The sequence below is a fragment of the Photobacterium satsumensis genome, from assembly GCF_050336935.1.
Classification (GTDB): domain Bacteria; phylum Pseudomonadota; class Gammaproteobacteria; order Enterobacterales; family Vibrionaceae; genus Photobacterium; species Photobacterium satsumensis.
The window spans coordinates 521,932-537,353 of record NZ_JAKJSK010000007.1 but is presented as its reverse complement, the minus strand read 5'-3'; the positions used below and the strand labels follow the sequence as shown (position 1 = coordinate 537,353).

The 15,422-nt window shown below is 46.3% G+C and carries 12 protein-coding genes and 1 riboswitch; of the genes, 6 read left to right on the top strand and 6 right to left on the bottom strand.

Annotated elements, in window-relative coordinates; all coding sequences use genetic code 11:
* Position 1 precedes the first annotated feature (1 nt).
* Entirely contained in the window at positions 2-3,091 is a 3,090-nt protein-coding gene (locus L4D79_RS14075) for an efflux RND transporter permease subunit (protein ID WP_428652601.1), read from the top strand.
* 46 nt (positions 3,092-3,137) lie between these two features.
* Here the strand turns inward: L4D79_RS14075 and L4D79_RS14070 are convergent, their stop codons facing one another.
* Both L4D79_RS14070 and L4D79_RS14065 read right to left on the bottom strand, forming a co-directional pair.
* The gene (locus L4D79_RS14070; protein ID WP_428652188.1) at positions 3,138-4,277 is read right to left on the bottom strand and encodes a J domain-containing protein; all 1,140 of its coding nucleotides are present in this window, start codon (positions 4,275-4,277) and stop codon (positions 3,138-3,140) included.
* 257 nt (positions 4,278-4,534) lie between these two features.
* Entirely contained in the window at positions 4,535-5,242 is a 708-nt protein-coding gene (locus tag L4D79_RS14065) for a helix-turn-helix domain-containing protein (protein WP_428652187.1), read from the bottom strand.
* A 549-nt stretch (positions 5,243-5,791) separates the two neighbouring features.
* Between L4D79_RS14065 and L4D79_RS14060 the strand changes: the two genes are divergently transcribed.
* Positions 5,792-7,108, top strand: a complete 1,317-nt coding sequence (locus tag L4D79_RS14060) for a glycoside hydrolase family 18 protein (RefSeq protein ID WP_428652186.1) — start codon at positions 5,792-5,794, stop codon at positions 7,106-7,108.
* Positions 7,109-7,411: 303 nt separating this feature from the next.
* Positions 7,412-7,505, top strand: a riboswitch (glycine riboswitch).
* Between the two features lie 100 nt (positions 7,506-7,605).
* A complete protein-coding gene (locus L4D79_RS14055) occupies positions 7,606-8,979 on the top strand; it encodes an alanine/glycine:cation symporter family protein (RefSeq protein ID WP_428652185.1) in 1,374 nt (457 codons plus the stop codon).
* Positions 8,980-9,094: 115 nt separating this feature from the next.
* Here L4D79_RS14055 and L4D79_RS14050 read toward each other — a convergent pair whose 3' ends face one another.
* The 3 genes from L4D79_RS14050 to L4D79_RS14040 form a co-directional block, all read right to left on the bottom strand.
* Positions 9,095-9,502, bottom strand: a complete 408-nt coding sequence (locus L4D79_RS14050; protein WP_428652184.1) for an ester cyclase — start codon at positions 9,500-9,502, stop codon at positions 9,095-9,097.
* Between the two features lie 97 nt (positions 9,503-9,599).
* On the bottom strand, positions 9,600-10,229 hold the full coding sequence (locus tag L4D79_RS14045) for a hypothetical protein (RefSeq protein ID WP_428652183.1): 630 nt from the start codon (positions 10,227-10,229) through the stop codon (positions 9,600-9,602).
* Positions 10,230-10,365: 136 nt separating this feature from the next.
* Positions 10,366-11,028 carry an HAD hydrolase-like protein gene (locus tag L4D79_RS14040; RefSeq protein WP_428652182.1) on the bottom strand — a complete coding sequence of 221 codons (663 nt, stop codon included), beginning with the start codon at positions 11,026-11,028 and terminating at the stop codon, positions 10,366-10,368.
* 356 nt (positions 11,029-11,384) lie between these two features.
* On the opposite strand from L4D79_RS14040, the gene L4D79_RS14035 reads away from it, so the two are divergent.
* Complete coding sequence (locus tag L4D79_RS14035; protein WP_428652181.1) at positions 11,385-11,690, top strand: high-potential iron-sulfur protein; 306 nt, start codon at positions 11,385-11,387, stop codon at positions 11,688-11,690.
* Positions 11,691-11,794: 104 nt separating this feature from the next.
* On the opposite strand, the gene yegD is transcribed toward L4D79_RS14035, so the two are convergent.
* Positions 11,795-13,147: a molecular chaperone gene (gene yegD, locus L4D79_RS14030; RefSeq protein WP_428652180.1), complete on the bottom strand. Its 1,353-nt coding sequence runs from the start codon at positions 13,145-13,147 to the stop codon at positions 11,795-11,797.
* Positions 13,148-13,358: 211 nt separating this feature from the next.
* Here yegD and L4D79_RS14025 point away from each other — a divergent pair, with 211 nt between their 5' ends.
* Complete coding sequence (locus tag L4D79_RS14025; RefSeq protein WP_428652179.1) at positions 13,359-14,396, top strand: patatin-like phospholipase family protein; 1,038 nt, start codon at positions 13,359-13,361, stop codon at positions 14,394-14,396.
* Positions 14,397-14,405: 9 nt separating this feature from the next.
* A complete protein-coding gene (locus L4D79_RS14020) occupies positions 14,406-15,413 on the top strand; it encodes an alpha/beta fold hydrolase (protein WP_428652178.1) in 1,008 nt (335 codons plus the stop codon).
* The last annotated feature ends 9 nt before the right edge of the window (positions 15,414-15,422 follow it).

Sequence of the window (15,422 nt, the reverse complement as noted above, 5' to 3'; positions counted from 1 at the left end):
GATGGAAGCCATTATTAGTAATACCCGCCTATTAATATTGGCCATTGCACTCTTGGTCGTGACAGGCTTTTCTGCCCTCACCACACTCCCAAGAGCTGAAGATCCGGTGATCCATAACCGTCACGCTAGCATCATTACCCACTTCCCAGGAGCAACAGCCGAACGGGTTGAGGCGCTAATCACCGAAAAAATTGAAACCGAACTGCGCCAGCTGGATGAAGTCAAAGAACTTTCGTCTGTATCAAGACCGGGGATTTCCGTTATTCAGATTGAACTTAACGATGATATCACCGACTCAGAGCCGGTATGGTCAAGAACCAGAGATAAGCTTTCTGATGTGGCACCGTCATTGCCTGCAGGCTCTTCGGTACCCGAATTAGAAAGCGATCATGGTTATGCCTTTACCCTTATCACGACATTGACATGGCAAGGTGACAGCCAGCCGGATCTGCTTACTTTACGCCGCTATGCCATTGAACTTGGTAACCGGATGCGGATCATGCGCGGGGTGGAGTTTGTCGATACTTATGGTCTACCGGATGAAGAAATTCAGGTCACATTAGATCCTGCCGCGACCAGTGCCCTTGGCCGCTCTGCGATTTCCTTATCTCAGGCCATCGATCAAGCAGATGCTAAAAACTCAGCCGGCGAATTGGTCAATAGCAACAGCCGCTTTGCCTTAGAAGTTTCTGATTCGCTTGATACCCTCGACAGGGTTCGACAGGTACCTATCGCAATGGATGACAATGGCTTTTTGATCCGCGTTGAGGACATTGCGGACGTCGAACGAAAAGCGGCTTCGCCGCCTTCCGAAATTGGCGTAGTCAATGGTAAACCTGCCATCATTGTTGCAGCCCGTATGCAGCCGACTTTACGTGTCGACCAGTGGACTGTGCGGATGAACAGGCTGTTGGAACAATACCGGCAGCAGATCCCTTCCAATATCTCTGTCGATGTCATTTTCGAACAGCAAAGCTATACAGAAAACCGCCTATCTGATCTCAACAAGAGCTTGTTGCTTGGTTTTTCAATTATCTTAATCGTCTTGCTGCTTACGCTGGGGATCCGTTCTGCGGTTATCGTGGCCGTTTCCTTGCCCCTTACCAGTCTTGTTACCTTGTCGATGATGAAATTCACCGGATTGCCTGTTAACCAGATGTCGGTAACCGGTCTTATTGTTGCCCTTGGTATCATGGTCGACAACGCCATTGTAATGGTCGATACCATCCAGCATTATCGCCAACAAGGCAAAGCTAAGCTGGATGCTGCCATGCAAGCTATCCATCATTTATGGATCCCGCTACTCGGATCAACGTTAACAACGGTATTGGCTTTTGCACCGATTTTCCTCATGCCAGGCCCCGCCGGTGAGTTTGTCGGCGCAATCGCCATCACGGTATGTTTCTCATTGATTGGCTCGTATTTAATCTCCCACACCTTAGTCGCAGGCTTTGCTTCTCGCTTATTACCTTCGGTCAATCAGGGCCAGCGTTGGTACCACACAGGTATTGTTATTCCAGCAGTCAGCAAGCGATTTGCAGGCACCATCCGTTTTGCCATCAAGCACCCACTGATCACTGCCGGTTTGGTGTGTATCCTGCCATTCACCGGCTTTTGGGCTGCAACGCAACTGACCGAACAATTCTTCCCGCCATCGGATAGGGATATGTTCGAAATACAGCTATTCCTACCACCGCAGGCCAGTATTTTTGCCACTTCGGAAGCCACCCAGCAAGTTGATGACATCATGCAAAGCTATGAAGGGGTTGAGCAGGTCAGCTGGGTTATCGGCGGAAACTTCCCCTCTTTTTATTACAATTTAACCAGCCGCCAACAAGGTGCCCCCTACTTTGCTCAGGCGATGGTCAAGGTGCGTGATTTCGAGCTTGCCAACACCATGATCCCTGCCCTGCAGGCCGATCTTGATCAGAAGATGCCCAATGCGCAGATCCTTGTCAGAAAGCTGGAGCAAGGTCCTCCATTCAATGCACCGCTAGAAGTCAGGTTATATGGCCCCAACCTCGATAGGCTCAAGGCGATTGGCGAGGATATCCGCTTGATCATGGCGAGTACACCGAACGTCACCCATACCCGAGAAACCTTGCAGCCGGGTACGCCAAAGGTATGGTTGAATGTAAACGAAGAAGCGAGCCAGCTAAGCGGCCTGAGCCTCAAGGACTTTGCAGCTCTACTCCAAGCCACCTTCACAGGCCATTTGAGCGGCAGCATTATCGAGGCCACCGAATCTATTCCAGTCCGCGTTCGGGTTAGCGATGAAAACCGTGAGAGCATGAGCCAGCTGAGCAGCCTACCGATGCCCGTCAAAGCCGGCAGCGATCTGATCGGATTACCCGTCTTTGCTATCGCTGACTTATCCCTCACTCCAAGCCGGGGGGCCATACCTCGTCGTAACGGACAACGGGTCAACGTTATCGAAGGCTATATCCGTGCCGGCGTGCTACCGCAAACAGCGCTGGTACATTTTCAGGCTGAACTGGAAAAATACCGTGCAAATATTCCAAGTAGTTACACCATTGAATTTGGCGGCGAATCGGCAGAACGTAATGAGTCTGTCGGTAACCTGATGGCTAACCTAACGATGGTGATCACCTTGTTAGTGATGGTTGTGGTGCTGTCGTTCAACTCATTCCGGTTAAGTTTGGTTATTTTCTTTGTTGGGGTGCTATCTGCAGGGTTAGGGTTACTGTCCGTTGCAACCTTTGGCTACCCATTTGGCTTTACCGTTATCATCGGCTTACTCGGCCTTGTCGGCCTAGCCATAAATGCCGCTATTGTGATTCTGGCAGAGCTCAAGAGCAGCCCAGATGCCAGTGCAGGTAACCTTGATGCCATCGTCGTCGCAGTCATGAGCTGTACCCGACACATTACCTCGACGACGATTACGACAATTGGCGGCTTCATGCCGTTGATCCTCGCCGGTGGTGGCTTCTGGCCTCCATTTGCCGTGGCGATCGCAGGCGGTACCCTGCTCACTACCCTGGTCTCTTTTTACTTTGTTCCCGCTGCATTCAAGTTAGCCGTAAAGTACAAACCATTAGATGTTCGCAATGTAGAGCTACAGCCCAGCTAGCGAGAGCGGTAAAGACAAAAATGACGGGCTCGCCCGTCATTTTTTTTCACTGACAATATTGCTGTAACGTACTGTACGAATTTGCAAAATTATTATTTGGGAAGTACTCGTTATTGATCAGCAAGCTTTTACTCTTGGCCCAGTTATGGGCAAAAGAGCCATTGCCATAGGGGATGTCATAGATTTCAAAATGCCGCTCATCACGAGTATAAATAAGGTTAGCGGCCATCCTTCCCGCACGCTGCAAGGTGTTTTTGTAATACTGAAAATCGCCCTGACAGCTTTTAATCACATATGAGCCCTTCTCGCTACGTACACTGATGTAATAATTCGCCGTATTTTCAAATCTACTCAGCTGCCACACACCAACATCACGACGCATTTGAATACGCGGTAAAACCACCTCTTTTTCAACCACCACATTCAGCGGTGATTCCACCTGTGCGGTATTCTGGTTTTTACCCTCATTAGGATCATGATGAAGCAGGCGCATTGTCGGCTTGCTGACTCTCTGAGGCTCGGAATTAAGGCTATTCCATACATTCAGCAAAGGCTCTTTTGCGGGGCCCACCGCAAGCCATACCAAAGCGACAGGTATAGCGAACATCGCCAAGCGAGCCCAATAACGGCTCCGACCTATGGCTTTAATTTGTTTTGCGACGGCTGGTGTTAACTTCTGTGAAGCCTCCACTAATTGTCCCGGTAGTTCAGATTTCGTCACCCCTGTCTTCTCGCTTCCTTTCTCACGGCGAAGACTGTCCACTTTTGATTGCAAACGACGATTTTCCCTCCGCAGCGTTTGCATATCTTCTTCCATCGTCTGTTTATAATTTTTCTCATCTTCTGATGGCGGCGTTTTTTCTTCTCGTTTTTCAAGTTCAGCTTGAAGCCTTTTTTCCAGATCTTTATTACATTGCAGGAGATCAGCATTGGTCTGTTCAAGCTGTTGGCATTTTTTCTGCCATATTACGGCTTGTTCATTAGACTTGAGGTAGACAGTCTGTACCGCCTCTTCGTGGCCATGCCCAGATAACACCTTTTCATAAGCCTGACTCACCAACTGCATCATTGACTTTGAGCCCCCTTTATCAGGGTGGCACCGACTTGAAAGCAGCTTATACTGCCGTTTTACATCAGCCATAGGTGTATTTTTCTTAACACCAAGAATATCGAAGTACGTCGTCATTCCACTTTTACCACAAGCAACATTTTTGAACTAACATCCCACTTTCATTATATGCAGAGAAACACATATAATGCTAAATGCTTTTTGTCACTATTAGATATATACCCAAGCGACATAACGATAAATTCCATCAATGCATAAAAACAGTGAATGTTATCGGCTTTTGGAGGGAAAAATTGAGGGTTGATACTCAATAAAAGCAAAAACAACCTATTACGCTGAGTAACAGGTTGTTATTTGATCACCTGGCTTAATTTTCAGGTATGTAGATTATGCTTTCGCATCCTAAACTCACCGGGAGAGCAACCCATGTGCTTCTTAAATACCCGAGAGAAATAAGAGACATCCTTAAAGCCTGTTGAGTGAGCGATCTGGGAGATTTTTTCTCTATCAGAACTCAGTAACCCACAAGCTAAATCCAGCCGTTTCTTGATAATATACTGCTTCAAGGTCACACCCATCACATTGTGAAATAGGCGAGAAAAGTAAGTGGGAGAATAGTGGCAAGCATTAGCAAGATCTTCTTCCCGCAACGGTGAGCTAATATTCTCATCGATGATTTTCAATGCGGGCCTGATTGACAGTTCACGTTGTTCATACCCCTGCACCGGCTCGGCGACAACATTATGGGTATGGAGCCTACTGAAACACGCATCAATCTCTTGCTTGGTTGCGTTGGCGGCAATCACATCCTCACCACCAGCTCGGAGGACATTCAAAGCAAGGTCAGCGTCAAGACTGTGATATACCACCACGACCTTGGTCTGCGGGAAGCGACTTTTCACCGACTGTAACAATTCAAAACCATTCGACGTTGAGTCTACGACTTCAAGGAAGATCAACTCCTGACCTGTCATGGTTGACAACAGCTCAAAAGGTGAGACGTCCACCACATCATGTGACATCTTAAGGTTTTCTTTCGCTTCTGCCACTTTATCGAAGTGGCTACAACTAACCCATATCACAGCTTCACCTTAATCTATTAAGAAAATTACAAACGCTTTGTCTGTATAAACTCTCCTTGTCATAAAACTTCGTCGCATCATTTATAGTTTTATGCCCGTCAAAAAAGTGACGTTACATTGATAATTAACGTCTATAAACCCAAAAAATTCCAGACGTAAAATTTGTAGCAACTTTAAAGCTATTTTCTCAAAATAATCTGCTAATAGGATGACTTCAACGGGTTAAAGCGCATATCTATCTTTAAAACAGTGCTGTTTATAGCAAATTTGAATTTACTGCTTTTTTTTATTCTAAAAAAATCTATTAAATTATTTCGGATCGCATTTTCTTAAAATTGTCTTTTGCTCTTTTTCGCCATACACACCACAAAATTATAGCGCTTGCGCTCATAAGCAAGAAAAAGACCATATCAACACATTTGCATTAAGCCCCCTTTCACATATCCAACTAGCATCACAAATTTTTAAACCCAGTAGTATTAACAGTACGACTTCTGACATTTTATTCTGATAAGTAAATAACTAATTTGGATGGAAAGGGAGGAATAAATGACAGTGAGCAGATTCAGATGGACACTAGGGCGTCCGCTTATGGCGTTTTTTATTCTCTCTCAGTCATCATTAAGCCTTGCTCAAGTGCCGCAACTAGTCCTTTACTACCCAGATTGGCAGATCTACAAAAAATCGTCACCAGTATTAAGTGAACTGGCCATCGACAACGCCACGCATCTGGTTTATTCCTTTCTTGCCATCTGCGGCCCTGTCACCAAATCTCCAGAGAAGGTCCAACAATTGCTGGCGAAACGGTGTGAGGGCAAACCCATTGGCCATGTCGTTGTATTGGATGAGCATGCGGCACTCAAGGCCAAACTACGTGGCAAAACCTCACACCAAACCTACTATCGCGGTAATTTTGGCCAGCTCAAATACCTTAAAGAACAAAACCCTGAATTAACCATTATTGCCAGTATTGGCGGTTGGACGCTGTCTGAGCCTTTCCATACCGTGATTGCTAGCGAGCAATACCAAGCAAACATGATCAGCAGCATTCGTATACTGTTAAAAAAATACACGTTTTTCGGCGGGATTCAAATTAACTGGGAGTACCCTGGTGGCTATGGGTTATCTAAGTTAGGACTCTCCGAGCGCGAGTCAGAAAAGCAAGGGTATACCCAACTACTGCGGGATGTCAGAGCTGAACTTGATAAACTAGGTAACGAGATGCTCAGGAGTTATGAGTTATCGATCACTTACAATGCGAGCCAAAAACACCATGGCAGTATCGACTGGCCAAAAGTGAGTCCATTGCTAAGCACAGTGTACCTGATGAGCTATGACTTCCATGGCCCATGGAGCAATATTGTCGGGCACCATACTAACTTGAATGAAACATCACTGACTCCCGAAGGGCTATCGGTTTCTAGTCAAGTCAAACACCTACGTGAACAATCAGTTCCGGCCAAGAAGATCCTTGTTGGCAGCCCATTTTATGGCCGAGGCTGGAAAGGTGTCGATAATGCCAGCATAACGAGTCTTGAAGCACTCAAAGCGGCAGAAATAAATGGGCTCTCCTCCTCCATGACCGAGTCCGGTTTTATTAGCTTCAACGATATTTCTCGGCATTTTCTTGAGAATAACAAGAAAGGATTTCTCTACTACTACGATCAACAAGCTGAAGCGGCAGTGCTCTATAATCCGACATCGAAAGACTACATTTCGTTCGAATCACCTCGGTCGGCCAAAGCCAAGGCCATCTATGTCAAACAACAGCAATTGGCTGGGGTATTTGTCTGGGAGGTTACTGCCGATCATCAAAACCAATTACTCGATGCCATTGCTAGCGGGCTGGAAGAGTCCCCTCAGTGACACCAAACGTTAAGACCATAGGCGATGCAAATACAGGCATAATAATCTGGCACGTCAATTCATCCTGTTAAATTTTGTCGAATTTTTTGAAGACAATCGCATTTTTATCTATTAGTATGGCCGGGCAAAATTGAGTTCCGATGAAGACAGCAGGAGAGTGGCAAGTGCTCAGTCATTACGACGAGTATCGAGCCCGCCGAAGAAGTAAGCTCACTATCCTGTTTGCAGCCACTGCAGACAATGGTCAGTAAATCTTTCAGGCACCTTCTTAGTAAATTGCTAAGCAAGGTATGGACTGTTGTTGGAGGAGCCTCTGGAGAGAACCGTTAAATCGGTCGCCGAAGGAGCAAACCTGAATTCAGGTGAAACTCTCAGGCAAAAGGACAGAGGAGATAAGATCAACAGCACAGAAAGTAACACCAACATTCTGATACACCATACAACGGTATAACTGTTGTTCTTTATCTCTTCCTTTGATGTTTAAAGGTAAAGAGAAAATGAACCCACTATATAATTTCTTACAGACTATTGATAACCTCGTTTGGGGCCCACCACTACTACTTTTACTTGTAGGTACAGGTATTTACCTGACAGTCCGTCTGGGACTGATCCAGATCCGCTACCTACCCCTCGCTTTGGGCTACCTGTTTAAGGGAAACAAAGACAGCAAGGCTGACGGCGACGTCTCAAGCTTTGCCGCACTATGTACAGCACTGTCCGCCACCATAGGTACCGGTAATATTGTCGGTGTCGCGACCGCCATTAAAATGGGTGGTCCTGGTGCCCTATTCTGGATGTGGCTTGCGGCTTTGTTTGGAATGGCAACCAAATATGCAGAGTGCCTGCTGGCAGTGAAATACCGTGAGGTTGACGCCAATGGCCAAATGCTCGGTGGCCCAATGTATTACATTGAAAAAGGCACCGGCCAAAAATGGTTAGCACGTATGTTCGCCGTATTTGCATTGGGTGTTGCCTGCTTTGGTATTGGTACTTTCCCACAAGCCAATGCCATTGTCGACGCGGCCTACCTATCGTTTACGATCCCACGTGAAATCACAGTTGTGGTGCTGACAATTCTTGTTGCGGTAGTCACCCTTGGTGGTGTGAAATCGATTGCCAAAGTCGCCAGTAAAGTGGTGCCATTCATGGCCGTATTCTACGTCATCGCTTGTGTCATTGTACTGGGCTCGCAATATAGCGCGATCCCAGAGGCTATCCAACTTGTGGTGCAATCAGCCTTTACCGGACATGCCGCAACAGGTGGCTTTGTCGGTGCCGGTATCATGCTGGCTATCCAGTCTGGTATTGCCCGCGGTGTCTTCTCGAACGAGTCCGGCCTAGGTAGTGCGCCTATGGCAGCCGCGGCTGCAAAAACAGATTCTTGCGTTGAGCAAGGCTTGATATCGATGACTGGTACTTTCTTCGATACCATCATCATTTGTACCATGACAGGTCTTACCTTGGTGGTAACCGGCGCTTGGCAGAGTGATTATGCTGGCGCGGCAATGACCAGCTATGCGTTTGCCAGCGGATTGGACTCTAGTTTCATTGGCCCAATGATGGTCACTATCGGCCTGATGTTCTTCGCCTTTACCACCATTCTTGGTTGGAACTACTACGGTGAGCGCTGTGTTACGTACCTATTTGGCGTAAAAGCTATCTTACCTTACAAGGTGTTCTTCCTGGTGCTGATTGCCGCAGGCGCCTTTATGAAACTGGATATGATTTGGCTGATTGCCGATATAGTGAACGGTCTGATGGCAGTCCCGAACCTGATAGGTTTGATATTGCTACGTGATGTGGTTGTGACGGAAACCAAAGAGTTCTTCCAAAAACTGAACCCGCCACCAGCTCAGGTACAAATCATTTAAGTGTGATGCTTTAGCAGCGTATTCATCCAATACCTAATAGCTATTCACGAGATAACCTTCACGAAATAGCCTGCTCGAAACACCCTTCGACAAAATAACATCGAAGGGTGTTTTTTTATTCTAAGCGCCGCGTCAGTTGCTGGTATAGATCAAAACTACTGTCTTCGAGACGGCAATCAACAATCTTATCCCCTTGATGTTTGAAGTAAGCCATCCCTGTCATCATCACTTTTTGTTTCTTTGCGGGGATCTTGGCCCATCCCCCGCAATACAAGGCATGACATTGGTAAACAACAACGGTTTTGTTGTCATCGCTGACCGTATCAATAATTAGGAAAGTAACATCTCTGAACCGTTGCCCCCAAACTGTAATAAAGTTGAGGTACTCGGTATGGCTGAGTAGGTAGCTTTTTCCACCGGGGACGTGGAAATGAAAAGGGTCAGTCGCTAACGCCTGTAACTTTGTACTGTTGGCGTTAGACCAAACATCATTAAACCATTGCAGAACCCACTTCTCATCCATGTGATATTACTCCAAGTTCCATCGTTGCTATTATTTAGCATAGAACTTATAGAAGGTTCTATCTAATCATCTTCTTTTGGGAGATGGATAAAAGCAATTAAATAAAACGATCTTGGTTCTGCATGACCCATATTTTTGCCCGCGTATCTTGAGCTGACTCAGATAACAGCCTAGCCGTTTGACGCCAATGTTTCCTTGCTTCCTCATTAAGATCTGCAATGGTATTTTCACTCAGATCCAGCGCAGTTTCGATAGCCAATTGCTCGTACTGCTCCCTTTCGGAAATCTGCCACGATTCCAGCAATAAATCAGTCGCCTGCTTCTTCTGCTGGGTCAGCGAAAAATAACGTGCTTTTTCTCTCAAGAAATAGGCTCGCGCTCTTGGCTCTGCATCGCTTAAGTAGACTTCAGCCTGTTCTAAATAGTATTTAGCTTGCTCGAAATCATCCCGTATAACAAAAGTCCGGCCGATTTGACTGAGTAACTCACTCAAGAAGGTTTTATCGACACTACTCGCCGCCATATTCAACATTGAAAAGTAAGTTGAGGCCGTTAACTCGGGCGCGTCTTCATTCCAAAGCGCCATATAATCGGGAAAATTAAAATCAGCGTAGCGGTGGCAGTACGGTACGTCTTCCTGGGCCGCTTGAGGAGGAAATGAAATTAGCAACAACGAAGAGCAAAGTAAGGGTATCGACCATTTACCCATTGGGCGTAAAGTTAGCATAGCAATTTGAATGCAAGAGAAGAAAATAACTGCTACTACTATATGCGGAAATTTCCACACTACGCCCAAAGAGTTGAGAATCTGGAAGGACTCTCACATCAGATCACAATACTGTTCCGAAAAGGAACGCTTGTCATTATGCAGACAAGGCCAGTCGAGAGAATGCCGCCTGGTAATGCGCAAGGTTTGGAATATGCGTATGGTGGCCATGAGCATTTCCGACTTCGACAAAATCATACCCCAGCTCTTGCGATGCATGCTTATTGCGATCACCATGAGCAAATACGACGCGACGATCGAAAACAACTCCTGAATCTTGTTTAGCACGAAAAGCGGCCAATGCCATAATTTCTGTCCGGCTAAGTGCATCAGACGATGAAGCAAAAGTTACATTGCTAATATCAAAACCTGCGGCACGCAATTTCAATTTCGCCGTCGATGCCCAACCACTGGTGGCTATCGCGATGTGTGTATCGTGAAGATCTTTTATGTGATTTAAAAACTCTTTTGCCCCCATCGCTTCATGCACTGTCTCAGGGGATTCTTTTATTGCCTGCTGAACCAAGGTGGAGAACCGACTCTCAACTTTACGGTGAATAAGTGATCGACTATCAGCAATACCGTGTTTAGCAATGATCTCGTCTAACACTCCGGCATCGGTAAGATTGGCGTATTGGGTAAGGTCTGTATCCATTTCAACCCCTAGCACTTCATTGACTGCTTTGACATAGCAATCCAGCTCTAGGTTATTTGAATCCACCAGCGCCCCATCAATATCCAATAAAAACAAATTTGCCATTTTTTATCCTTATGATTGCTGCACTCGACGCAAGATAATGCGCTTGTAAAGAAAATGTTGCAACCCTTAATTTAACTCAATCTGTAAAAGCTTGTTTCAGATCAAGCCTTATTTGTCAGTACGTTACTAGCTAATCGACACCCTTACTCGTTGATTGTTCACTTATCGACCAATTGTTTCGCAGCCAGTACAACCCAACAGTTACGCTAACTTTAATCACCAAATGTAACAAACTGATTAATATCATCACATTTTTGATCCAACATTATCTGGCGATCCGTATTACCCTTGTAGAGCAACACCAAAAAACAAAAATGAATGTCGTTAAAACTGTGAGCAATAAGAAAGGTTGTAAGATGAAATACACAGCAAATAGAAGGAATTTCCTCAAACTTGGGCTTGCCAGTGTCATTGGTATTACTGTCGGTAAGGAGTTACTGGTCAAGCCTGCCCATGCCTCAGACTTACCCCAGTTGACTGAGGATGATCCTCAAGCCAAAGCCCTTCAATACGTTCACCAAGCAGCAGACAGTGAAAAGCATTGTGGTAACTGTGCACTCATTCAGGGCAATGATGGAGACGAATGGCGCCCTTGTGCAATCTTTCCCGGCAAAGCAGTGAACACCAATGGCTGGTGTAGCGCTTGGGTGAAGAAGCCATAACCATTAGCGTGATCCAATTACAGAAAAAGCCTGCTATCAAGATATCCAAGTCAAATAGATACTGATAGTCAGGCTTTTTTATTACCCCGTTAAGGTATTCTAAATTACTTAAAGCACTGCTCTGCCCAACGAGCCAGTCCGGCAGTAACCGAGCCAAAGTAACTACCGCTCACAACGGGTGTATCCGGTAATTGCTGCTCGATACAAGCACGTAGGATCGGTGAGCGTGCTGTGCCCCCGGTCATGTAAACCACATCAGGCTTAATACCACTTTGTTCGATGGCTTCGGTGACCAATTGGCTAATGTGCACTCTTGGCGCTTCTATTGCCTGCGCCATTTGCTGCTGGCTTACCTCAACTTCTAGTAGAGAAGATAAGTGCGACAGTGCCAGTTTATGTGCTGGTGAATCAGATAATGCAATTTTGCACTCTTCAGCCTTGCGCACAAGCTGATAGCCCAAGGTCTCTCGGTACACTTTAAGCAAATGCATTAACTTTTCAGGTTCAGCTGCATCACGTTGTAGCTGCTTCAATACCGCATGGTTGGCTGAACCATAGAAATCGGTTTGCGCCACCACATTGTTGATTGCAATTGGGTTCCAGAATTGACCGATAGGCATATCAATGCCTTTCTGGGTTTTAGTCCCCAAGCCTAGCTGCGGCATGATTTGGCGAAAAGCTAAGTAGATATCCAAATCATTTCCACCAACACGCAAGCCAGTGTGGGCCAGCAAACTTTCGGTGCGGTCTACTTTACCCGCCCAACTTGGTCCCATCTGGATCATTGAGCAGTCCGTTGTACCACCACCGATATCGACCACCAACACGGTTTTATCTTCTGTTAGCGTACTTTCATACTCAAGGCCCGCCGCTACAGGCTCAAACTGAAACTCTATCTGCTCAAAGCCTGCCCTTTTAGCGGCCTGGCGCAGTATCGCTTCAGCCTGCTGGTTGGCTTTTTCACCACCGGTGCCTTGGAAGTTGACCGGACGGCCAATCATGGTGCTGGTGATGGCTGTATCTAGCTGGGATTCTGCTTTGTGCTTGATATTGCTCATCATGGCGCAGACCAGATCTTCAAAAAAACGGATTTGCACATCACGCAAGCCGTTCGCACCCAAGAATGATTTCGGTGATTTGACGTAATAGACTTCTTCAGGATCATCGAGGTATAGATCTAGCGCGGCCTGGCCGAAAAGCAAATCGCCTTTCTCAACAATAATGTCTTCTTCACGGTTAAAGGCTATCGCGCGGCGCAGAACTTGTTCACCCAGTTCGTCAACGGGCTGCACGCCCATGTGGCGGTACAAATATTCGCTTACCGCTTCTCGAGTCGGCGCACATAATGTCGAGGGGATAAAACTGTTTTCGTCTTCCAGAGCCAGCATTCGTGGCTGCCCTTGCTCCATGACAGCAACGGAACAATTGGCCGTTCCATAATCAAAACCGATAAACATATTATCCTCCGAACCAAGAAAAGCCGGCCATCATACTGAAATTAGCCATTTGTTCAATCAAGAGTTTATGACAATGCCGCCTGAGTGCGGTTAACTTAAAAACATCGTTAACTTTTACTTAACCATTAGCTTTATAGTTTCAAATATTCAAACCATTAATACATGGATATGATTAGCCCGACTTCAAACAACAAGATGGAAGGGGCTGGCAATGACGGGGATACATATTTCGTGTGCAGTGAACAATGTGGAAGCACTGTCTTATTTACCAATGGCGTCCAATAACGTCGCGCTGGTAACTGAAGGTGGTGGCCAACGTGGTATTTTCACTGCGGGAGTATTGGATGCCTTTTTGGATGCGGAATATAACCCTTTCTCTTTACTGGTAGGCACATCTGCTGGCTCACTGAATATTGCATCGTTCATTTGCGGACAAACTAAGCACGCTTACCGGATCATCACTGAAGCCACCACCACCCATGATTTTTTTGACCTGCCACGGTTTTTATTGGGTAAAGAAGGCTTGGATCTGGATTGGCTGTTAGAACAAACACAAACCCGCCTGCCATTGGACTGGCAGCAAGGACATGAGAACATGCGTTCACGTACCGTACTCGCTTGCGCATGCCGTGCTGATAACCACCGTGCCTCTTTCTTCGACCTCAACAACGATGATTGGCAGACGGCGTTAAAAGCCTCATGCGCAATTCCCATCCTGCGCCGCCAGCCTATTTTAAATCAGCAAGAGTACTGGGTTGATGGTGGTGTCGGCGCACCGATCCCAGCGCAAGAGGCGTACGACAGGGGTTACCGCCATATAGTAGTCATCCGCACGGTACCTATTACGGCTAATTTTGACCACTGCTGGATGTCGATAATCAGTAAAGCACTAGGAAAAACCAAAGCATCAAACTTGATCAGCTTGTTGCTTGAGCACGAAGATAATTACCGCCGAACCCAAGATTTTTTGAATAATCCACCTGATGACGCCACGATTTATGAAATCCATCCAAATAAAGATCTTCACTCTAAATTAATTGGTAGCAACACGGATTCACTCGATCATGATTACCAACTAGGCTATCGCTCTGGTCGGTACTTCATGGCAACGCTTGGACGAAGCCTATCGACTCCAAACATGCCGGTCACGGCAGATGAGTCATCAGACAATATTCCCCAAGATCCTGCATTCACTTCTCATGCAGCCCAAAACTGCGAAGAAGTACGTGACCAAAAGCTGTGTGCATAGGACGGACTCATGACATCAATGTTTACTACGGACTTAACCACCAAAGAATCGGCGTTCACCGAATTGATGCGTCACGAAATTCACCATATGTGGCAACAGCGCCATGAGCACACATTTAATGGTGTCAACGGCATCCCACTTTTTGGCATCAGCCTTTGCCAAAATGAAGCGCCATTGATGCCACAAAATCGTTATTGTGTCGTCATTGTAAACGGCCGAAATGAGAGTGTATGGAAATATCAAGAAGTGATGTTTGAGTACTTTTCCCATGGCTTTGACATCTACACCTATGATCATCGAGGTCAGGGGGCATCCGGTCGTCTTGCCGATGATCCCGAGCTTGGGCATGTCGACACATTTTCCGACTATGTGGCTGATCTTGATACCTTCATCGAAACCATCGTGCGACCGAGCCGCTATTCCCGCTGTTTTTTATTGGCACACTCCATGGGCGGAGCTATTTCAACGCTGTATATGGAACAACACCCCAATGTATTCAACGCTGCTGTGTTAAACGCCCCTATGTTTGGTATTCATATACCGAGTCCACTTCGTTTTGTCGCCCCAGCGGTGGCAAAACTTTACGATCTCTACCAGTCCAAACCAACTTATGGTCTTGGACAAAAGGCATATCATGAGCTGCCATTTGAGCAAAACGATCAATGCCAGAGCCAACTGCGCTATGTATGGGCCAAACACCTGTATCAGACCCACCCTGAATTACGTGTCGGAGGCCCAAGCGCAAGATGGATCTGGCAGGCTATGCAAGCGGCTAAACAATGTATTCAGGAATCAGACAAACTCCAGACACCTTTGCTGTTATTGCAGGCAGGAAATGACACTGTTGTAGATAACCGTGCTCACCACCTGTTTGATGGAAATACCGACCAATGCAAACTGAAAGTTATTGAGTCGGCTCGTCATGAGCTACTGATGGAAAAGGATGAACTGCGCGATCAAGTAATGAATGAAACCCTGTCGTTCTTTGAACAATTTTTCAATAAAGAATGTGCATAAACCAAGCCG

Excerpts from the sequence above, each read along its gene's own strand:
- L4D79_RS14075 (WP_428652601.1), top strand. The coding sequence starts at position 2 with ATGGAAGCCATTATTAGTAATACCCGCCTATTAATATTGGCCATTGCA.
- L4D79_RS14070 (WP_428652188.1), bottom strand. The coding sequence starts at position 4,277 with ATGACGACGTACTTCGATATTCTTGGTGTTAAGAAAAATACACCTATG.
- L4D79_RS14060 (WP_428652186.1), top strand. The coding sequence starts at position 5,792 with ATGACAGTGAGCAGATTCAGATGGACACTAGGGCGTCCGCTTATGGCG.
- L4D79_RS14055 (WP_428652185.1), top strand. The coding sequence starts at position 7,606 with ATGAACCCACTATATAATTTCTTACAGACTATTGATAACCTCGTTTGG.
- L4D79_RS14050 (WP_428652184.1), bottom strand. The coding sequence starts at position 9,502 with ATGGATGAGAAGTGGGTTCTGCAATGGTTTAATGATGTTTGGTCTAAC.
- L4D79_RS14045 (WP_428652183.1), bottom strand. The coding sequence starts at position 10,229 with ATGCTAACTTTACGCCCAATGGGTAAATGGTCGATACCCTTACTTTGC.
- L4D79_RS14040 (WP_428652182.1), bottom strand. The coding sequence starts at position 11,028 with ATGGCAAATTTGTTTTTATTGGATATTGATGGGGCGCTGGTGGATTCA.
- L4D79_RS14035 (WP_428652181.1), top strand. The coding sequence starts at position 11,385 with ATGAAATACACAGCAAATAGAAGGAATTTCCTCAAACTTGGGCTTGCC.
- yegD (WP_428652180.1), bottom strand. The coding sequence starts at position 13,147 with ATGTTTATCGGTTTTGATTATGGAACGGCCAATTGTTCCGTTGCTGTC.
- L4D79_RS14025 (WP_428652179.1), top strand. The coding sequence starts at position 13,359 with ATGACGGGGATACATATTTCGTGTGCAGTGAACAATGTGGAAGCACTG.
- L4D79_RS14020 (WP_428652178.1), top strand. The coding sequence starts at position 14,406 with ATGACATCAATGTTTACTACGGACTTAACCACCAAAGAATCGGCGTTC.